19 protein-coding genes are annotated in these 20,519 nt (G+C 55.6%); 9 read left to right on the top strand and 10 right to left on the bottom strand.

Annotated features, from left to right (window positions below; translation table 11 throughout):
- Positions 1 to 157: 157 nt before the first annotated feature.
- Positions 158 to 790 carry a ribosome biogenesis GTP-binding protein YihA/YsxC gene (yihA, locus tag N438_RS26390; RefSeq protein WP_008807914.1) on the bottom strand — a complete coding sequence of 211 codons (633 nt, stop codon included), beginning with the start codon at positions 788 to 790 and terminating at the stop codon, positions 158 to 160.
- Positions 791 to 1,374: 584 nt separating this feature from the next.
- Here yihA and yihI point away from each other — a divergent pair.
- Together yihI and hemN are read left to right on the top strand one after the other, a co-directional pair.
- Positions 1,375 to 1,881 (top strand): Der GTPase-activating protein YihI, encoded by a 507-nt coding sequence (gene yihI, locus N438_RS26385; protein WP_008807913.1) that lies wholly within the window; start codon positions 1,375 to 1,377, stop codon positions 1,879 to 1,881.
- Positions 1,882 to 2,069: 188 nt separating this feature from the next.
- Positions 2,070 to 3,443, top strand: a complete 1,374-nt coding sequence (gene hemN, locus N438_RS26375; RefSeq protein WP_032756510.1) for an oxygen-independent coproporphyrinogen III oxidase — start codon at positions 2,070 to 2,072, stop codon at positions 3,441 to 3,443.
- 39 nt (positions 3,444 to 3,482) lie between these two features.
- Here the strand turns inward: hemN and N438_RS28460 are convergent, their stop codons facing one another.
- From N438_RS28460 to glnA, 4 genes are all read right to left on the bottom strand, one after another.
- Positions 3,483 to 3,593, bottom strand: a complete 111-nt coding sequence (locus N438_RS28460) for a YshB family small membrane protein (RefSeq protein ID WP_004152951.1) — start codon at positions 3,591 to 3,593, stop codon at positions 3,483 to 3,485.
- A 110-nt stretch (positions 3,594 to 3,703) separates the two neighbouring features.
- Positions 3,704 to 5,113, bottom strand: a complete 1,410-nt coding sequence (gene glnG, locus N438_RS26370) for a nitrogen regulation protein NR(I) (protein ID WP_008807911.1) — start codon at positions 5,111 to 5,113, stop codon at positions 3,704 to 3,706.
- Positions 5,114 to 5,121: 8 nt separating this feature from the next.
- Entirely contained in the window at positions 5,122 to 6,171 is a 1,050-nt protein-coding gene (gene glnL, locus N438_RS26365) for a nitrogen regulation protein NR(II) (protein WP_008807910.1), read from the bottom strand.
- A 188-nt stretch (positions 6,172 to 6,359) separates the two neighbouring features.
- Positions 6,360 to 7,769, bottom strand: a complete 1,410-nt coding sequence (glnA, locus tag N438_RS26360; protein ID WP_004203622.1) for a glutamate--ammonia ligase — start codon at positions 7,767 to 7,769, stop codon at positions 6,360 to 6,362.
- A gap of 378 nt (positions 7,770 to 8,147) precedes the next feature.
- Between glnA and typA the strand changes: the two genes are divergently transcribed.
- The 5 genes from typA (at position 8,148) to fabY (ending at position 12,979) form a co-directional block, all read left to right on the top strand.
- A complete protein-coding gene (typA, locus tag N438_RS26350; RefSeq protein ID WP_008807909.1) occupies positions 8,148 to 9,971 on the top strand; it encodes a ribosome-dependent GTPase TypA in 1,824 nt (607 codons plus the stop codon).
- 134 nt (positions 9,972 to 10,105) lie between these two features.
- A complete protein-coding gene (yihX, locus tag N438_RS26345; RefSeq protein WP_008807908.1) occupies positions 10,106 to 10,705 on the top strand; it encodes a glucose-1-phosphatase in 600 nt (199 codons plus the stop codon).
- Entirely contained in the window at positions 10,699 to 11,550 is an 852-nt protein-coding gene (locus N438_RS26340; RefSeq protein WP_116696590.1) for a virulence factor BrkB family protein, read from the top strand. Before yihX ends, N438_RS26340 begins: the two co-directional genes overlap by 7 nt.
- 5 nt (positions 11,551 to 11,555) lie before the next feature.
- A complete protein-coding gene (dtd, locus tag N438_RS26335) occupies positions 11,556 to 11,993 on the top strand; it encodes a D-aminoacyl-tRNA deacylase (RefSeq protein ID WP_012543288.1) in 438 nt (145 codons plus the stop codon).
- Between the two features lie 44 nt (positions 11,994 to 12,037).
- Positions 12,038 to 12,979: a fatty acid biosynthesis protein FabY gene (fabY, locus tag N438_RS26330; RefSeq protein ID WP_012543287.1), complete on the top strand. Its 942-nt coding sequence runs from the start codon at positions 12,038 to 12,040 to the stop codon at positions 12,977 to 12,979.
- Positions 12,980 to 12,993: 14 nt separating this feature from the next.
- Here the strand turns inward: fabY and N438_RS26325 are convergent, their stop codons facing one another.
- Positions 12,994 to 13,911, bottom strand: coding sequence for an alpha/beta hydrolase (locus N438_RS26325; RefSeq protein WP_064166397.1), 918 nt, complete (start codon positions 13,909 to 13,911; stop codon positions 12,994 to 12,996).
- 204 nt (positions 13,912 to 14,115) lie between these two features.
- Between N438_RS26325 and N438_RS26320 the strand changes: the two genes are divergently transcribed.
- A complete protein-coding gene (locus N438_RS26320) occupies positions 14,116 to 14,358 on the top strand; it encodes a CopG family transcriptional regulator (RefSeq protein WP_004150355.1) in 243 nt (80 codons plus the stop codon).
- A complete protein-coding gene (locus N438_RS26315; protein ID WP_008807903.1) occupies positions 14,358 to 14,741 on the top strand; it encodes a type II toxin-antitoxin system VapC family toxin in 384 nt (127 codons plus the stop codon). The genes N438_RS26320 and N438_RS26315 overlap by 1 nt, the downstream gene beginning before the upstream one ends.
- A gap of 173 nt (positions 14,742 to 14,914) precedes the next feature.
- Here N438_RS26315 and fdhE read toward each other — a convergent pair whose 3' ends face one another.
- From fdhE to fdnG, 4 genes are read right to left on the bottom strand one after another with little or no spacing between them, the layout of a single operon-like run.
- Entirely contained in the window at positions 14,915 to 15,844 is a 930-nt protein-coding gene (fdhE, locus tag N438_RS26310) for a formate dehydrogenase accessory protein FdhE (RefSeq protein WP_004150358.1), read from the bottom strand.
- Positions 15,841 to 16,476: a formate dehydrogenase cytochrome b556 subunit gene (gene fdoI, locus N438_RS26305; RefSeq protein ID WP_008807902.1), complete on the bottom strand. Its 636-nt coding sequence runs from the start codon at positions 16,474 to 16,476 to the stop codon at positions 15,841 to 15,843. Before fdoI ends, fdhE begins: the two co-directional genes overlap by 4 nt.
- Entirely contained in the window at positions 16,473 to 17,375 is a 903-nt protein-coding gene (gene fdxH, locus N438_RS26300; RefSeq protein WP_002882822.1) for a formate dehydrogenase subunit beta, read from the bottom strand. Before fdxH ends, fdoI begins: the two co-directional genes overlap by 4 nt.
- A gap of 12 nt (positions 17,376 to 17,387) precedes the next feature.
- A complete protein-coding gene (gene fdnG / locus N438_RS26295) occupies positions 17,388 to 20,438 on the bottom strand; it encodes a formate dehydrogenase-N subunit alpha (protein WP_094030659.1) in 3,051 nt (1,016 codons plus the stop codon).
- Between the last annotated feature and the right edge of the window lie 81 nt (positions 20,439 to 20,519).

Raw genomic sequence — 20,519 nt, 5'->3', positions numbered from 1 at the left:
TTCACGTAATCGGATTTGGCTGAATATTTTAGCCGCCCCGGTCATTTATGACCGGGGCGTTTTTTATTGCGCGAAAGAAAAGTTTGATGCAGTTAAAAGCGCGTAATATGAACGTCCGGATAGGGCGCTACGCGCCGTTATCCGGAAAAAGCGGGGGTTACTCGGCGTCTTCAACGGCTTCTTGCGGCGGGATTTCGTTAAACCAGCTATCCAGCTTCTGTCGCAGCTTATCCACGCCAGATTTTTTCAGCGAAGAGAAAGGTTCAACCTGAATATCGCCATTGAAGGCCAGTACCGCTTCACGCACCATATTCACTTGCGCTTTACGCGCGCCGCTGGCGAGCTTATCGGCTTTGGTCAACAGCACCAGCACCTGAATATCGCTTTCTACCGCCCACTCGATCATTTGCTGATCGAGATCTTTAAGCGGGTGGCGAATATCCATTAGCACCACCAGGCCCTTCAGGCACAGACGTTTTTCCAGATACTCTCCCAGCGCGCGCTGCCACTTGATCTTCATCTCTTCAGGTACTTGCGCATAACCATAGCCGGGCAGGTCAACCAGGCGTTTGCCCTCGGCGACTTCGAACAGGTTAATCAGCTGCGTACGTCCAGGAGTCTTGGAGGTACGCGCCAGGCTCTTCTGGTTGGTCAGCGTATTTAGCGCGCTGGATTTTCCCGCGTTGGAGCGGCCGGCGAACGCCACTTCAATGCCGGTATCGGCAGGAAGATGGCGGATATCTGGCGCGCTAGTGACAAAGTGCGTCAGTTGATAATTCCAGTTGGTCAAGACGGTCGTCTCCGTTAAAACAGGCTATGGCAGGGATTATACCTGAACAGCAGAAAAAGGCTGTTTTTACCGCACGCCGTTCCTGTAAGTAAAAACCATATGGTTTGTGAGACATTGACTATTCTTCGTATAGGACATACCTGAGAAAAATAAGACGATACAGATGTAATTAACTGAAAACAAACAAGTTATAAAAATAGAGAAATCTGAAAATGTTTTTTTAACGGCCTGGCTGGTTGTCGATTTTTGTCAACAGGGTAAAGTAATACACAACGGCGGGGATGCTGAAAGGATTAAGACTCAGGACGAGGGGTCAGGAAGCGCCAGGAGGCGAAGACCACAGGATAGTCAGGATGACGCGCGTCTTGGAGACGTTTCAAAGGGAAAAGGAAGAAACAGGGACCGTTGGACGCTAAGGGAAAGACAGGGTAAGTCGTTAGCGAACAGGGAAAGAAGAAGCCCGTTAAGGGTGGTCAGTGAGGAAAAAGGCGACAGAGTAATCTGTCGCCTTTTTTCTTTGCTTGCTTTCTGCTAGATTCCGCCTCAATTCTATACTGAATAATACTGTCTGAAGATTACACACCATGAAAAAACCGACATCCGCCACCCGTGGCAAATCCGGCCGCAAGTCGCGTGAAGAGTTAAATCAGGAAGCTCGCGATCGCAAACGGCAGAAGAAACATCGTGGCCACGCGGCAGGCAGTCGCGCGAACGGCGGCGATGCGGCTTCAGCGGGCAAAAAACAGAGCCAGACGCAAGACCCGCGCGTCGGCAGTAAAAAACCGATCCCGCTGGGCGTGAGCGAAAGCAGCACCCCAGCCCCCAAGCAGCATAAACCAAAGAGCGAGAAACCTATGCTTTCACCGCAGGCTGAGCTGGAGTTGCTGGAGAATGATGAGCGCCTGGACGCGCTGCTGGAACGTCTGGAAGAGGGGGGCACCCTGAATGCTGAAGAGCAGAGCTGGGTGGACGCCAAACTGGATCGCATTGATGAGCTGATGCAGCAGCTCGGCCTCTCTTACGATGACGAAGATGAAGAAGAGGAAGAGCGTCAGGAAGATATGATGCGTCTGCTGAAGGGTGGAAACTAACATTTGCATCCCATCGGATTCCCGGTACTGCTTATAACCCTTCTGGTTATATGTTATCTGCTGTGGTTATTCGTTAAACTACGACGGTTGTCGCGGCGTCAGAAATGGCTGCGCAACCGGCTCATGACCCGCGGTGCGGTGGGGCCGGGACGGCGTACCCGTCGGCGGCACCATCGGAAGGAGTGAGCATGTCTGAGCAGATAATCGACTGGGATCTGGCCCTGATCCAGAAATATAACTATTCCGGGCCGCGCTATACCTCGTATCCCACCGCGCTGGAGTTTTCACCGCAATTTGGCGCGGCGGAATTCGATGCCGCTGTGGCCCGTTACCCACAGCGTCCCCTGTCGCTGTACGTGCATATCCCGTTTTGCCATAAGCTGTGTTATTTCTGCGGCTGCAATAAGATAGTCACCCGCCAGCAGCATAAGGCCGATCAATATCTCGATGTCCTTGAACAGGAGATCATCCACCGCGCGCCGCTGTTTGCCAGTCGCCAGGTTAAGCAACTGCACTGGGGTGGTGGTACGCCAACCTATCTCAATAAGGCGCAAATCAGTCGCCTGATGGATCTGTTGCGCAGCCACTTCCATTTCAGCGCGGAAGCCGAGATCTCCATTGAGGTCGATCCACGTGAGATCGAGCTGGATGTCCTCGATCATTTACGCACCGAGGGGTTCAACCGCCTGAGTATGGGCGTGCAGGACTTCAATAAAGAGGTTCAGCGCCTGGTTAACCGTGAGCAGGACGAAGCGTTCATCTTTGATTTGCTCCACCATGCGCGGGAGATTGGTTTTACCTCGACCAATATCGACCTCATCTACGGCCTGCCGAAGCAAACGCCGGAGAGCTTCGCCTTTACCCTGCAAAAGGTCGCCGAGCTCAATCCTGACCGCCTGAGCGTGTTTAACTATGCGCATCTGCCCACGCTCTTTGCCGCACAGCGCAAAATTAAAGATGCCGATCTCCCCTCCGCTGAACAGAAGCTGGAGATCCTCCAGGAGACCATCGGCTCGCTGACGGCGGCAGGCTATCAGTTTATCGGCATGGACCACTTTGCTCGCCCAGACGATGAATTAGCGGTCGCGCAACGTCATGGCATACTGCACCGCAATTTCCAGGGTTACACCACCCAGGGGGATACCGATCTGCTGGGGATGGGCGTGTCCGCGATCAGCATGATTGGCGACAGCTACGCCCAGAACCAAAAAGAGCTGAAGCTGTACTACCAGCAGGTGGCAGAGCAAGGGGACGCTCTATGGCGCGGGATCGCGTTAACCCGCGATGACTGTTTACGTCGCGACGTGATTAAGGCGTTGATCTGTAATTTCCGTCTGGATATTGGGGCCGTAGAGGCGCAGTGGGATGTGGATTTTCAGTCTTATTTTGCTGAAGACCTGAAGCTGCTGGCGCCGCTGGCGCATGACGGGCTGGTGGCTGTGGATGATAAGGCCATTCAGGTGACGGCGAAAGGCCGACTGCTGATCCGCAATATCTGCATGTGCTTTGATGCCTATCTACGGCAAAAAGCTCGGATGCAACAGTTCTCCCGGGTCATTTAATGTTTTCCCCTCTCCCGCGGCCGCAGGAGAGGGGAACCATTAGCTGAACAGCCCGACCAGCGCAGCGCACAACACGGCAGCGACTGCCGTTTGTGGCGTGTGACTGGCTGCGGCGCCGCTCGATATCATACTCACCAGTGATTCAAACATGATGCTCTCCCCTAATGCCGGGCACGATCATACTCAACTCATCGGAACAGTAAAGTACAAAATAGCAGCACTTTGCGCTGAACGGCTAATTTTCATCATGCCGTTAATCACTACTCCATTCCCAGCTCTTTTAGCTTACGCGTCAGGGTATTACGACCCCATCCCAGCAGACGCGCAGCCTCCTGCTTGTGCCCCTGGGTATGGCGCAGGGCGGTCGTCAGCAGTGTGCGCTCCATTTCGGGTTGCGCTTCTGAGAGCAGGTTTTGATGACCGGATCGCAACGCCCGATCGGCCCACTGACCCAGCAGCGTCGCCCAGCTATCGGGCTGCATCTGCGTCGGGCTGTCCGGAACCGTGGTCTCAAACAGTTCGCTCGGCAGATCCTGCGTCAGTACCTCCTGGCCGGCGGCCATGACGGTGAGCCAGCGACAGGTGTTTTCCAGCTGACGGACGTTGCCAGGCCACGCCAGGCGTGTCAGCGCTGTCTCCGTTTCCGGATGCAGCTGTTTGGCTTCAACACCGAGCTCGCGGGCGGCTATCTGCAGAAAATGGCGGGCCAGGCGTGGAATATCTTCCCGGCGCTCGCGCAGCGGCGGTAAATGCACCCGGATCACGTTCAGGCGGTGGAACAAATCTTCACGGAATTTCCCCTCCTGCACGCGCTGTTCCAGGTTCTGGTGGGTGGCGGCGATGATCCGCACATCGACCTTCACCGGCGCGTAACCGCCCACGCGATAAAACTGGCCATCCGCCAGCACGCGCAGCAGACGAGTCTGGACATCAAGCGGCATATCGCCAATTTCATCCAGGAATAGCGTGCCGCCGTCAGCCTGTTCGAAGCGTCCCTGGCGGACGGTATTGGCGCCGGTAAAGGCCCCTTTTTCATGCCCGAACAGCTCGGACTCAATCAGGTCTTTGGGTATTGCCGCCATATTCAGTGCGATAAACGGCGCTTTTGAACGTGGACTATGACGATGCAGGGCGTGAGCGACGAGCTCTTTACCGGTACCGGATTCGCCATTAATCAGCACGCTGATGGATGATCGCGACAAACGGCCAATAATGCGAAAGACATCCTGCATTGCCGGCGCTTCGCCGATGATGTCGGCAGTTGGGCTGCTTATTGGCGCATTTCGCGGCTGTTGCTGCTCCTGATAGTGGCTTATCGCCCGGTCGACCAGGGCGACGGCTTCATCAATATCAAAAGGTTTGGGCAGATAATCAAACGCGCCTTGCTGATAAGCGCTAACCGCAGCGTCCAGATCGGAATGCGCGGTCATTATGATGACCGGAAGCATTGGATGACGCTGCTTAATCTGTTTGAGCAGCGCCAGACCATCCATTCCCGGCATACGGATATCTGACAGCAGTACATCCGGGGTTTTGGTGGTGAGGGCATCTAGCACCTCATTGCCGCTTTCGAACGTTGTGCAGCTCAAGCCGGCTCCGGTGAGCGCGCGTTCAAGCACCCAGCGGATGGAGCTATCGTCATCAACGATCCAGGCTATCCCTCGTTGCATAAACACCTCTACTTCCGAATAGGCAGGTATACCGAAAATTCGGTATGACCCGGCCAGCTGGTGAATTCAATTTTGCCGGAGTGCTGATCGATAAGGCTGCGGGCGATAGATAAGCCCAGGCCGGTACCGCCTTCGCGGCCGCTGACCATCGGATAAAACAGCGTATCCTGGAGATGGGGCGGAATACCCGGGCCATTATCTTCAACGTCAATACGTGCGGCGAGGCGATAACGCACCCCGTGCAGCGTCAGCTGGAAAGCGGTGCGGGTGCGGAGAACAATTTCACCCCCTTCCGGCCCCAGCGCCTGCAGCGCATTACGGACGATGTTCAGCAACACCTGTTCAATTTGATCCGGGTCGTGGGGTAGCTCTGGTAGGCTGGGGTCGTAATCACGGATTAACTTCACGTTGTCCGGTAACTCCATGGAGACCAGTTTCACTACCCGCTCGGCGACTTTATGGATACTTTCAGTAACGTGCATGCCCGGATGCTGTGGCCCAAGCAGGCGATCGACCAGATTTCTCAGCCGGTCAGCCTGCTCGATGATCACTTTGGTATATTCCGTTAGCGCCGGGTCGGGCAGGGCTTTGCTGAGCAGCTGTGCCGCGCCGCGCAGGCCGCCTAACGGATTTTTTATCTCATGTGCCAGGCCGCGGACCAGATCGCGGGCGGCGACCTGCTGCGCGTGCTGCAGCTGCTCCTGGCTCAGGCGGCGCTGGTTATCCATCGGCGCCATTTCCAGCAGAATAAAGCCTTCCGGCAGCCGCTGGGCGGTCAGCGACAGGATGTGCGAGCGGCCATCAATAACCAGCGTGACTTCGTTATCGGTAAACCCCTGGCCCGCCTGCAGGCTCTCCTGCATCAGCCCGATATTCAATGAAAAATAGCTCAACAGCTCAGGTAACGGGGTGCCAAACAGCTTGCGTGAACTTTGCGCCAGCAGCTGCTGCGCCGCAGGATTGGCAAAGTGCACCGCCAGGTCATCATCGACCAGTAAGATACTGTTGATAAGAGAGTTGAGGATCTGCCCAGCATCGGGCAGTGTGCCTGTTGCCATTCGACAGTCTCCTGAAAATGAGTGCACCAATTTAGTGCAGTATAGCTTTTTATCGGTAAAAAGCTCGCGAGATCAGCGTGTTGGTGGAGAAAAAAGCCCATCCTGAGATGGGCTGAAAGTTTCCACGGCAACAAAATATCCCGGGCATCCCGCGCCACAACACGACATACCCTGGATTTACAGCAAAATTAGACGCTGTAGTACAGTTCGAACTCAACCGGATGCGGAGTCATGCGTACGCGGTCGTTCTCTTCCAGACGCAGGGCGATGTAAGCATCGATAGCGTCATTGGTGAACACGCCGCCAGCCGTCAGGAACTCGCGGTCAGCATCCAGGGCCTGCAGGGCTTCTTCCAGAGAGCCTGCAACCTGCGGGATCTCTTTCGCTTCTTCCGGCGGCAGGTCATACAGGTTTTTGTCCATTGCTTCGCCCGGATGGATTTTGTTCTTGATACCATCAAGGCCAGCCATCAGCAGCGCCGCAAAGCACAGGTACGGGTTGGCAGCCGGGTCCGGGAAGCGCACTTCGATACGACGCGCTTTCGGAGAGGTCACCACCGGAATACGGATGGAGGCAGAGCGGTTACGCGCAGAGTAAGCCAGCATAACCGGCGCTTCGTAACCCGGGACCAGACGCTTGTAGGAGTTGGTGGTCGGGTTCGCCAGGGCGTTGATAGCTTTAGCGTGTTTGATTACGCCGCCGATGTAGAACAGCGCCTGCTCAGACAGACCTGCGTATTTGTCGCCGGAGAACAGGTTAGTCCCGTTTTTCGCCAGAGACATATGGCAGTGCATGCCGGAGCCGTTATCGCCGAACATTGGTTTCGGCATAAAGGTCGCGGTTTTACCGAAGCGGTGAGCGACGTTGTGAACAACGTATTTGTAAATCTGAATTTCGTCCGCTTTTTTGGTCATGGTGTTGAAGCGGGTTGCCACTTCGTTCTGACCTGCGGTAGCCACTTCGTGGTGGTGAGCTTCAACAACCAGGCCCATCTCTTCCATGATCATACACATGGTGGAACGGATATCCTGAGAAGAGTCTACTGGCGGAACCGGGAAGTAACCCCCTTTCACGCCCGGACGGTGACCTTTGTTACCGCCTTCGTATTTGGTGGAGGAGTTCCACGCACCTTCGATGTCATCGATCGCGACATGGGAGCCGGAGATAGAGGCGCCAAAACGGATGTCGTCGAACAGGAAGAATTCTGGTTCTGGCCCGAACAGGACGGTGTCAGCGATGCCGGTGGCGCGCAGGTACTCTTCAGCGCGTTTCGCGATGGAGCGCGGGTCACGGTCATAGCCCTGCAGGGTGCCTGGCTCGAGGATATCGCAGCGGATGATCAGGGTCGGTTCTTCGTAGAACGGGTCAATGACCGCGGTGGAAGCGTCCGGCATCAGGACCATGTCAGATTCGTTGATACCTTTCCAGCCACCGATCGAGGAGCCATCAAACATTTTGCCTTCTTCGAAGAATTCGGCATTTACCTGATGAGACGGAATCGTGACGTGCTGTTCTTTACCTTTGGTATCGGTGAAGCGCAGATCGACAAACTTCACTTCGTGCTCGTTCAGCATCGTCAAAACGTGTTCAGCGGACATACTTAAACTCTCCCGGATTGGTCATTGTCGTCGTGGTAACGAAAACTTCATACTGCTTAAAAGTGGCGTTGTTGCCTTAAAAAATATAAAGCGAAATCTGTGCCAACTTTTAAATGCCCTATAAAACGCTGTATCATGCGCACCATAGTGCAAAAGGACTGCACCATGATGGAGATAATGCACCAAAGTAGTGCCTCAGTGTGAACATTGAGCACCATTTTGGTGCAATTTTTGTTACGGTGCCCTTTTATCGCTCCGTGAAAGCGGTCACAAAGAAACTCTGCAATACTTGTTTGCGGAGGATGTTTGTGATCCTGTTCAGTCCTTCGCTTAATACGTGTACAATAACGCGCTATTTCTAATGCCTGAGGCAAAGTTGTGATCGAAAATCTGCGTAATATCGCCATCATCGCGCACGTTGACCATGGTAAAACTACCCTGGTTGACAAGCTGCTACAGCAATCCGGTACGTTCGACGCACGTACTGAAGCACAAGAACGTGTGATGGACTCCAACGATTTGGAGAAAGAGCGTGGGATTACCATCCTCGCGAAAAACACCGCAATCAAATGGAATGATTACCGTATCAACATCGTTGATACCCCAGGGCACGCCGACTTCGGAGGTGAGGTTGAGCGTGTTATGTCCATGGTTGACTCTGTGCTGCTGGTGGTCGATGCCTTTGATGGCCCGATGCCGCAAACGCGCTTCGTGACCAAAAAAGCTTTTGCCCACGGCCTGAAGCCGATCGTGGTCATCAACAAAGTTGACCGCCCGGGCGCCCGTCCGGACTGGGTTGTCGATCAGGTCTTCGACCTGTTCGTTAACCTTGATGCGACCGACGAACAGCTGGACTTCCCGATCGTTTACGCGTCCGCGCTGAACGGTATCGCGGGCCTGGACCACGAAGACATGGCTGACGACATGACCCCGCTGTACCAGGCGATTGTTGATCGCGTGCCGGCGCCGGACGTTGACCTTGACGGTCCGCTGCAGATGCAGATCTCCCAGCTGGACTACAACAACTACGTTGGCGTCATCGGTATCGGCCGCATCAAACGCGGTAAAGTGAAGCCGAACCAGCAGGTCACTATCATCGATAGCGAAGGCAAAACCCGTAACGGTAAAGTCGGTAAAGTGCTGACTCACCTGGGTCTGGAGCGTATCGAGAGTGACGTAGCCGAAGCTGGCGACATCATCGCGATCACCGGTCTGGGCGAGCTGAACATCTCCGACACCATCTGCGATCCGCAGAATGTCGAAGCGCTGCCGGCACTGTCCGTTGATGAGCCGACCGTAACCATGTTCTTCAACGTCAACACCTCTCCGTTCTGCGGTAAAGAAGGTAAGTTCGTTACCTCTCGCCAGATCCTGGACCGTCTGAACAAAGAGCTGGTGCACAATGTGGCGCTGCGCGTTGAAGAAACCGAAGACGCTGATGCGTTCCGCGTTTCCGGCCGTGGTGAACTGCACCTGTCCGTTCTGATTGAAAACATGCGCCGTGAAGGTTTCGAGATGGCGGTTTCCCGTCCGAAAGTTATCTTCCGCGAAATCGATGGCCGTAAACAAGAGCCGTTCGAAAACGTGACGCTGGACGTCGAAGAGCAGCACCAGGGTTCTGTCATGCAGGCGCTGGGCGAGCGTAAAGGCGACCTGAAAAACATGAATCCAGACGGTAAAGGCCGCGTACGTCTCGACTACGTGATCCCAAGCCGTGGTCTGATCGGCTTCCGTTCAGAGTTCATGACCATGACTTCTGGTACCGGTCTGCTGTACTCCACCTTCAGCCACTACGACGACGTTCGTCCGGGCGAAGTGGGTCAGCGTAACAACGGCGTACTGATCTCTAACGGTCAGGGTAAAGCGGTTGCGTTCGCCCTGTTCGGTCTGCAGGATCGCGGTAAGCTGTTCCTCGGCCACGGCGCTGAAGTTTACGAAGGCCAGATCATCGGTATTCACAGTCGTTCTAACGACCTGACGGTAAACTGCCTGACCGGTAAGAAACTGACCAACATGCGTGCGTCCGGTACTGACGAAGCAACGGTTCTGGTTCCGCCGATTAAGATGACCCTGGAGCAGGCTCTGGAGTTCATCGATGACGACGAACTGGTAGAAGTGACCCCTACGTCTATCCGTATCCGTAAACGTCACCTGACTGAGAACGACCGTAAACGCGCAATGCGCGGTGCAAAAGAAGAGTAATTTTTCTTGTTGTTGTTCGCTAAACCCCGCCTCTCCGGCGGGGTTTCTTTTTTTCATTCCTGCATCATAAGCCAATAGTCAAATCCTGCCTTTCCCGCTAAAGTTAATTTTCCACGGCGCGGAAGGAGACAAAAATGCTCTATATCTTTGATTTAGGTAATGTGATTGTCGACATTGACTTCAACCGGGTATTGGGAGCCTGGAGTGATTTAACCCGCATCCCGCTGGCGACGCTGAAGCAGCATTTCACCATGGGAGAGGCTTTCCACCAGCATGAGCGTGGCGAGATTAGCGATGAAGACTTTGCCGCCGCCATGTGTCATGAAATGAATATGTCCCTCAGCTATGAGCAGTTTGCTCACGGCTGGCAGGCGGTATTTGTCGCGCTGCGCCCGGAGGTAATTACCATCATGCATAAACTTCGTGCCCAGGGGCATCGGGTGGTGGTGCTCTCCAATACCAATCGTCTTCACACCACATTCTGGCCCGATGAATACCCGGAAGTGCGCGCTGCCGCCGATCGCATTTATCTGTCACAGGAGATGGGATTGCGTAAGCCTGAAGCGGAAATTTATCTGCGAGTACTGGAAGAAGAGGGGTTTTCCGCCGCAGATACGGTCTTTTTTGATGATAACGTCGATAATATAGCAGGGGCCAACCGGTTAGGGATCACCAGTATTCTGGTGACCGGGAAGAAGACCATCCCTGACTATTTCGCGAATCAGCTATGCTAAAAACCGTTCAGCAAAAATTACACCACCATACCCGGCCGCTGCTGGCTTGGCTTAAGCTGCTGTGGCGGCGCATTGATGAAGACCATATGACGACTCTGGCGGGGAACCTCGCCTATGTGTCATTACTTTCCCTGGTGCCGCTGATAGCCGTCGTGTTCGCGCTGTTTGCGGCCTTTCCCATGTTTTCCGAAGTCAGCGTGCAGATTCGCCATTTTATCTTCGCCAATTTTATTCCGGCGACCGGGGATGTGATTCAGGGGTATATCGAACAGTTCGTGGCTAACTCCAGCCGTATGACCGCCGTAGGCGCGTTTGGCCTGATCGTCACCTCGCTGCTGCTGATGTACTCGATCGACAGCGCGCTAAACACCATCTGGCGCAGCACGCGCAGCCGTCCCAAAGTTTACTCCTTTGCCGTTTACTGGATGATCCTGACTCTTGGCCCGTTGCTGGCAGGCGCCAGCCTGGCGATCAGTTCGTATCTGCTGTCGCTGCGCTGGGCGAGCGATCTGGACGGCGTGATTGATAATCTACTCCGCCTCTTCCCGCTGATCCTTTCATGGGCGGCATTCTGGCTGCTCTACAGTATTGTACCGACCACCCAGGTGCGTAACCGCGATGCAGTGATCGGGGCGCTGGTGGCGGCGCTGCTGTTCGAGGCAGGTAAAAAAGCGTTTGCCCTCTATATCACCACCTTTCCGTCCTATCAGTTAATTTATGGCGTGATTTCGGTGGTGCCGATTTTGTTCGTCTGGGTGTACTGGACCTGGTGTATCGTCTTGCTTGGCGCTGAAATAACTGTCACTCTCGGTGAATACCGCAAACTTAAAACAGAAGAAACATAACAACCATGATTGCATTAATTCAACGCGTATCCCGTGCAAGCGTTACCGTGGAGGATGAAGTGACGGGCGAAATTGGTCCGGGGCTTCTGGTGCTGCTGGGCGTCGAGAAAGACGATGATGAACAAAAGGCGAATCGCCTTTGTGAACGGGTGCTGGGCTACCGCATCTTCAGCGATGCGGAAGGGAAAATGAACCTGAATGTCCAGCAGGCGGGCGGCAGCGTGCTGGTGGTTTCGCAATTTACGCTGGCGGCGGATACCGAGCGGGGGATGCGACCGAGTTTCTCGAAAGGCGCTGCCCCTGACCGCGCCGAGGCGCTATATGAGTATTTCGTCGCCCGCTGTCGCCAGCAGGAAATGAACACCCAGACCGGAAGATTCGCTGCGGATATGCAGGTTTCTTTGGTCAATGATGGTCCCGTGACCTTTTGGTTGCAGGTATGACCCAGCTTCCGGGCAGGCTGCGGGTAACAAAAGAGAGTACGACTATGTATCACCTTCGTGTACCGCAAACAGCAGAAGAGTTAGAGAGCTACTACCAGTTCCGCTGGGAGATGCTGCGTAAGCCGCTGCATCAGCCAAAAGGATCGGAACGCGACGCCTGGGATGCGATGGCGCATCATCAGATGGTGGTGGATGAAGAGGGCAATCTGGTTGCCGTCGGCCGACTGTATATCAATGCGGAAAATGAAGCCTCCATTCGCTTTATGGCCGTTCATCCCTCCGTACAGGATAAAGGGCTGGGGACGCTGATGGCGATGACCCTGGAGTCGGTAGCGCGTCAGGAAGGGGTGAAGCGGGTCACCTGTAGCGCCCGCGAAGATGCGGTGGAGTTTTTCGCCAAGCTTGGCTTTGTCAATCAGGGGGAGATCACTACCCCGACCACCACGCCGATCCGTCATTTTCTGATGATTAAACCGATCGCGTCGCTGGACGATATTTTGCACCGTGGCGACTGGTGCGCGCAGCTCCAGCAGGCGTGGTATCAGCATATCCCGCTGAGTGAAAAAATGGGCGTACGCATTCAGCAGTACACCGGGCAGAAATTTATAACCACCATGCCGGAAGCGGGGAACCAGAATCCGCACCATACGCTGTTTGCCGGTAGCCTGTTTTCGTTAGCGACCCTGACCGGATGGGGACTTATCTGGCTGATGCTGCGCGAGCGGCATCTGGGGGGCACCATCATTTTGGCGGATGCGCATATTCGATACAGTCAGCCCATTAGCGGCCGCCCCAGCGCCATCGCCGACCTGGGGTCGCTGAGCGGCGACCTCGACCGCCTGGCGCGTGGGCGTAAAGCCCGCGTGCAAATGCAGGTGGAGCTTTTTGGCGATGATAAACAGGGTGCGGTTTTCGAGGGGATCTACATCGTGCTGCCGGCGAAGCCTTTTGGTTCGTACGAAGAGGGCGGCAACGAGGAAGAGTAAGTGCCCTCTGGCCGTTATCGTCCTGGCGATGCCACACGCCAGGCGATATCCCGCATAGCATCACGCGCGGCGTGGCTGACGCCACCCAGCTGAAAGAAGCCGTGGATCACCCCCAGATAACGCTGACAGGAACTCTCCACCCCTTGCTCCGTCAGCCTTCGGTACAGCACTTCGCCCTCATCGCGTAAAGGATCGAACTCCGCCGTCAGAATATGCACCGGTGGCAGCCCGTTAAAATCTTCGCGCCAGAGCGGACTGGCATCCGGATGGTTTGCCGGCGTCGAGGCGAGGTACATTTCGTAGCCGCTCAGTAGCGTGTCCCGGGTAATCACATAGTCATCGCCATTGCTGAGGTAGCTCGCCATGCTGGCGGTGGGGTCAAGCATCGGATAAATCAGAATCAGTTGTGCAGGATGCCACGCCGCTTTCGCTTTCAGGCGCAGGGCCGTGACCAGGGCGAGATGGCCTCCGGCGCTGTCGCCGGCCAGCGTGATGCGCGAGGCATCAATACCAAGCTGCTCCGCGTGCCGGTGGATAATCGTAGCACCTCGTTCTGCATCATCGTGCGCCGCCGGAAAGGTATGCTCCGGCGCCAGGCGGTACTGTACAGCGATCACCCGGCAACCGCTGAACATGGCTAACTGACGGAGTTGGTTATCGTGGGTGGTAAAGCCGCCGCTGACAAAACAGCCGCCGTGGTAGTAGATAAGCGTGGGTAGCAGGCCGTCGGCAGTGGGCGGTGAAACGACGCGGAAGTGCATCCCCTCCAGGGTGATATCCTCCACCCGCACTCGCGTTTCCGTCTCCCCGGCGAGTACCGCACTGGCGATATAGCCGGCCCTCCGATCATCAATATGTTGATCGCGCGATGACGGACGACCTGCCGCAATAAATGCCTCAACCAGCGAAGCAATCCCTTTCTCCAGCGCCATATGTAGTTCCTTGTACTGTTTTAATATCCAGTGTTATAGCCTGGATTATGGCGAAAATACAGGCCTGTTGAGGTCGCCTGTGCATTATGGAAAGCGGCTCGCAAAAAAGCGTTTACCTGGCAAAATCCTTTTTGTTTCCGATTTCAAAAGCTGTAGATTGCTCATAACTTCATCACTGGTGATATACTTGAGGTATATATGAGCATGATGGCTGAAAGGGATATGGGCAGAATTCTTCTCGATTTATCAGACGATGTCATTCAACGTCTCGATGACCTCAAAGTGCAGCGTAACATTCCGCGAGCGGAACTGTTACGTGAAGCGGTTGAACAATATCTGGAGAAACAAGATCGAGCTAAAGATACCATCTCCAGTGCGCTGGGTCTGTGGCAAGACTGCGAAGAAGACGGCATGGAATATCAACGTCAGCTACGCAAGGAGTGGTAATGACCTCCGGATCTGCGCTTTTTGATACCAATATTCTTATTGATTTATTTAGCGGGCGTCGCGAAGCCAAACAGGCGCTGGAGGCCTGGCCACCGCAGAATGCGATCAGTCTGATTACCTGGATGGAGGTGATGGTTGGCGCTAAAAAATATCACCAGGAGCAGCGTACGCGAATGGCGCTAAGCACCTTTAATATCATTAACATCTCACAGGATATTGCAGAGCGAAGCGTTGCGCTGCGGCAGGAGTATAAGCTTAAGCTGCCGGATGCCATCATTCTGGCGACGGCGCAACTCCATCGTCTGGAACTGATTACGCGGAATACGAAGGATTTTGCCGGTATTCCTGGCGTAGTCACGCCGTACGAACTACACCCTGAATAATTCGAGTGGCAGGAGGACGACAAGGGAGCGACAAACTCGTCTGAAACGAGTGTGTCGAGCCAAAGGCTGGTCTCTGATGACAGTCAGTGACGCGGGTGAGTCATTCCTGACTACGCTCGTATCGCAAGAAGGAAAGCGGGCGGCAAGAGCCGCCCGAAATCACACTGCAGAACTTACTCCCCTTCGCCGGGGAACATGAACGGGTTAATTGAGCTCCTGGCGAAGCCTTCCTGTTCCATACGGGCGTCGAGCACCAGGGACGCCAAATCGTCGGCGACGGCTTCGACTTTCGGATCCTTCTCCTGATACATAATCTTCAGGTAGGTTCCGCAGTCGCCACAGCTTTCGGCTTTCACCGCTGCCTGCTCGTTGTCCAGCGACCAGTAGTGCAGGTCGCGGCTCTGTTCACAGTTGCTGCACTTGACGCGCACCACGTGCCACTCGGTTTCGCACAGGTTGCAGTGCAGATAGCGCAGCCCCTGAGTGGTGCCGATCTGCACGATGCTGGAGACCGGCATCGAGCCGCATACCGGGCAGAACTGACGCTGTTCGCCGTATTCGGCGCGCGCTTTCCCCGGGATCAGGCTGGCCATCTGCGCCCAGTAGAGCGACAACGCGGCCCAGATGAACGGCGCTTTATCACTGCTGACGGAGGCGAAGTCGGAAACAAACAGCGCGCTGGCCATCTGCTCCAGCTCCTGCTCAGAGGCTTTTTCCAGATTCTCAATGACCGCCAGCGCCGGGCCGCTCATTTCCGGCTTCAGCTCGGCAATCAGCGAGTGCAACAGCTTGTGCCAGTGCTTGTCGCGCGGCAGAACGTGGATATCCAGCGGCGGTTTACCCTGTTCGCTGGCCGCTTTAATGCGAGCCGTCAGATCCATCTGCAGCGGATGGTCGTACAGCACCACTTCCTGGGCATGGGCGATCAGCGCGGCAAAGCGCAGGTAATCGCCCAGCGGGTTGTTGGCGGCCAGCTCACGCAGGCGTTCAGCGCGGCGGTTATACAGATTTTTCAGCCTGGGGAACAGTAACGGCGGAATTGCTTCCGCCGTGCGTTTCTCGCTCGAACCCAGCTCGTCTTGCGGGATTATGCGAATACTCATTCAGATGACTTTTCCTGTTTCTGGCGGACCTCTCGGTACCAGCGCGGGTGATGTTTCTTCGCCCACGTTTTGGTAACCCAGCCTTCCACCATCGCGGTAATGGTGCCTTTCACCCAGAGGGCGGCGTAGATATGCACCATGATAACCACAATTAACGCCACTGCGGCAAATGAATGCAGCATCAGCGCAAATCGGATCACCGGGATTGAGAAAGCCGGCGCAAAATACGGACGCCAGATGATCACACCGCTCACCAGCAGCAGTACCAGCAAAATAATCGCCGCCCAGAACACGCATTTCTGGCCGAAGTTATAGCGCCCGGTATCGCCCACCTCCTCGTTGACGACGATCTTACGAATATTCTTCGCCCAAAAGATATCATCCCGATTGATTAGGTTGTGGTGCCAGTAACGGAAAAACATGATGATAAACGACGCGAACATCACCACCCCGACGAACGGGTGGAGAATACGCGCCAGCTGCGGCGTACCGAGAATATGCATCAGCCAGTTAAAGGACGGGAAGAAAAAGCCTAACCCGCTCACTGCCGCCAGGACGAAGCAGAAGGCGGTGACCCAGTGGTTGATGCGTTCCGGCGCCGTGTAGCGCACGATGGTGTCACGTCTTTTCATTTGCGCACCTCGTCTTTCTCTTCATGCAGGTTGTCCTCTTCCTCTTCCGCGCGGTTCGGACCGACGCCGACGTAGTGGAAGATACTGGCTGCGAAGGTCGCGGCGAAGCCGACGGCCGCCAGCGGTTTCCAGATGCCTTTCCAGAACTTCACGGTCTGGCTGATCTCCGGGTTTTCCGGCAGGCCATGGTACAGATTCGGCTTGTCGGCATGGTGCAGCACGTACATGACGTGGGTGCCGCCGACGCCGGCCGGATCGTACAGGCCCGCATTGTCATAACCGCGGGTTTTCAGCTCAGCCACGCGTTCACCGGCCAGCGTTTTCATATCCTCTTTGGAGCCAAAGTGGATTGCGCCGGTCGGACAGGTTTTCACGCAGGCAGGCTCCTGGCCGACGGTCACGCGGTCTACGCACAGGGTACATTTGTAGACGCGGTTGTCTTCCGGGTTCAGACGCGGTACATCGAACGGACAGCCGGCGATGCAGTAGCCGCAGCCGATACACTGCTCGGACTGGAAGTCGACGATACCGTTGGCGTACTGAATGATTGCGCCTTCTGACGGGCAGGCCTTCAGGCAGCCCGGGTCCGCGCAGTGCATGCAGCCATCCTTACGGATGAGCCATTCCAGCTTGTCGTTTTGTTCCACCTCCGAGAAGCGCATGACCGTCCATGACTTGGCGGTCAGATCCGCCGGGTTGTCATACACCCCGACGTTGTGACCGACTTCATCACGAATATCGTTCCATTCGGAGCAGGCCACCTGACAGGCTTTGCAGCCGATACAGGTGGTGACGTCGATAAGCTTCGCCACCTCCTGCTGGTGGTCCCGCGCCTGAGGCGCGGGGGTGAAACCGTTAGTCGCGGAACGACGAATAATATCTTGCGATTGATAAGCCATAAGTCGTCTCCGTTACACCTTTTCCACGTTCACGAGGAAAGCTTTGAACTCCGGTGTCTGCGTATTCGCATCACCGACGAACGGCGTCAGGGTATTAGCAATAAAGCCTTTTTTCGCTACGCCCTCATAGCCCCAGTGAATAGGAATGCCGATGGTATCGATATCCTTACCGTCAACTTTCAGCGTGCGAATACGCTTGGTCACCACTGCCTTGGCTTTGATATAGCCGCGGTTAGAGGAAACTTTCACGGTATCGCCGTGGCCGATGCCAAGCTTATTCGCCAGTTTTTCACCAATCTCCACAAACTGCTCCGGCTGCGCGATGGCGTTAAGTAGCGCGTGTTTGGTCCAGTAGTGGAAGTGCTCGGTCAGGCGGTAAGTGGTGCCGACGTAAGGGAACTTATCGGCCTTACCCATCTGCTCGAGATCGCCTTTGAAGACGCGAGCGGCCGGGTTAGAGACCACGTTTGGATGCAGCGGGTTAGTCCCCAGCGGCGTTTCAAACGGTTCGTAGTGTTCCGGGAACGGCCCTTCCGCCATTTTATCAATAGCGAACAGACGGCCCATCCCTTCCGGCTGCATGATAAACGGACCGACGTCGCTGCCAGGGGCGGCGGCGCTGTAGTCCGGAATATCCACGCCGCCCCATTTCGCGCCGTCCCACTTCAGCAACTGACGCTTCGCATCCCACGGTTTACCCTGCGGGTCCGCGGAGGCGCGGTTATACAGGATGCGGCGGTTGAGCGGCCAGGCCCAGGCCCAGCCCAGCGTGTTGCCGAGGCCTGACGGGTCGGCGTTATCGCGGCGCGCCATCTGGTTGCCGTCCGGCGTCCAGCTACCGGCGAAGATCCAGCAGCCGCTGGAGGTGGTGCCATCATCGCGCAGCTGGGCAAAGGAGCTCAACTGCTGCCCTTTCTTAACGATCACCGCGCCGGTCGCCGGGTCGGTGATATCCGCCAGCGCTTTACCATTGCTTTCCATCGCCACTTCTTCAGATGCCGGCTCGTGCGGAGTGGAGTAGTTCCACGTCATGTTGAGCACCGGCTCCGGCGCAGGTCCGCCCTCTTCGGCATACATCTTACGCAGGCGAGTGAAGATACCGGCGAGGATTTCGCCATCGGTCACGGCGATCCCCGGGGCGTCCGCGCCTTTCCAGTGCCACTGCAACCAGCGGCCGGAGTTGACGATAGAACCGTTTTCTTCGGCGAAGCAGGTGGAGGGCAGACGGAATACTTCGGTCTGGATTTTCGACGGGTCAACATCGTTGGACTCACCGTGGTTTTGCCAGAAGGTGGACGTTTCGGTGTTGAGCGGGTCGATGGTTACAAGGAACTTCAGCTTCGACAGGGAAGCCACTACCTTGTTTTTGTTCGGGAACGAGGCGACCGGGTTAAAGCCCTGGCAAATATAGCCATTCACTTTGCCCTGATTCATCATCTCGAAATACTGCAGAACGTCGTAGCTCTTATCCCACTTCGGCAGCCAGTCAAAGCCCCAGCTGTTTTCTGCCGTAGCTTTGTCGCCGAAGAAGGCTTTCATCATGGAGACGAAGAACTTCGGATAGTTGCCCCAGTAGTTGACCTGGTCTTTCAGCAGCGGCTTCGGCGTGTTAGCCGTCAGGTAGGTCTGCAGGTCGGCCTGTTTTTCATTCGGCAGCGACATGTAGCCCGGCAGGCTGGTGGAGAGCAGGCCGAGGTCGGTCAGACCCTGGATATTGGAGTGACCGCGCAGGGCGTTGACACCACCGCCCGCCATCCCCATGTTGCCGAGCAGCAGCTGGATCATCGCCATGGTGCGGATGTTCTGTGCGCCGATGGAGTGCTGGGTCCAGCCGAGAGCATACAGGAACGACGCGGTCTTATCCGGCGCGCTGGTTTCGGCAATGTATTCGCAAACTTTAAGGAAGTCGGCCTTCGGCGTACCACAGATGTTTTCGACTACATCCGGGGTATAACGAGAAACGTGCTGCTTCAGCAGGTTCCAGACGCAGCGCGGATGTTGCAGCGTGGTATCGCGTTTGGCGAAGCCGTTCTCATCCAGCTCATAGTTCCAGCTGGTTTTGTCGTACTGGCGTTTTTCTGCGTTATAGCCGCTGAACAGCCCGTCGTCGAAGCTGTAGTCCTCACGCACGATCAGGCTGGCGTTGGTGTAGGCTTCGGTGTATTCGCGGTTGAATTTTTCGTTATTCAGCAGGTACAGGATCACGCCCGACAGGAAGGTAATGTCGGTACCGGAACGAATCGGGGTATAGAAATCTGCCACCGACGCCGTACGCGTAAAGCGCGGATCGATAACGATGAGCTTGGCGCCGTTATGAATTTTGGCTTCCATTGCCCAGCGGAACCCCACCGGATGCGCTTCAGCGGCGTTACCGCCCATCACCACGATCAGGTTGGCGTTCTTAATATCCACCCAGTGGTTGGTCATCGCACCGCGACCAAATGTTGGAGCAAGACTTGCTACCGTTGGTCCGTGTCAGACACGCGCCTGGTTATCCACCGCCAGCATCCCGAGGGCGCGGGTGAATTTTTGCGTTAAATAACCGGTTTCGTTACTGGAGGCGGAGGCGCACAGCATCCCGGTGGTTAACCAGCGGTTGACGGTGGTGCCGGCGTCGTTTTGCGCGATAAAGTTGGCGTCGCGGTCCTCTTTCATCAGCTTGGCGATGCGATCAAACGCTTCGTCCCAGCTGATTTGCTGCCATTTATCGGAACCTGGCGCGCGATATTCCGGGAATTTCAGGCGGCTTTCAGAATGGATAAAGTCCACCAGACCGGCCCCTTTCGGGCAGAGCGCACCACGGTTAACCGGATGATCCGGATCGCCTTCGATATGGAAAATGGATGCTTTGGCGTTTTTTGCGCCGTCGCCGAGGCTATACATCAACAGCCCACAGCCGACAGAACAGTATGTACAGGTGTTACGGGTTTCTCGCGTGCGCAGCAATTTGTACTGCCGTGTCTCCGCGAGCGCAGTTGCCGGGGCAAAGCCCAGCGCTGCTGCCGTGGTTCCCGCCATACCGCCAGCGCAGATCTTAAAGAACTGCCTTCTGCTGACCTGCATGGTTCGCTCCTTGTTTCGACATTGTCACATGTAGTTATTTGCTTTGCGGTGAAGGCCGCAAAGGTTCAGAATTAGGGCTAA

Source organism: Klebsiella sp. GL120222-02, assembly GCF_003097195.1.
Classification (GTDB): Bacteria; Pseudomonadota; Gammaproteobacteria; order Enterobacterales; family Enterobacteriaceae; genus Klebsiella; species Klebsiella variicola.
Note: the sequence above shows the minus strand (reverse complement) of the source record. Positions and strands in the feature narration are given on the sequence as shown.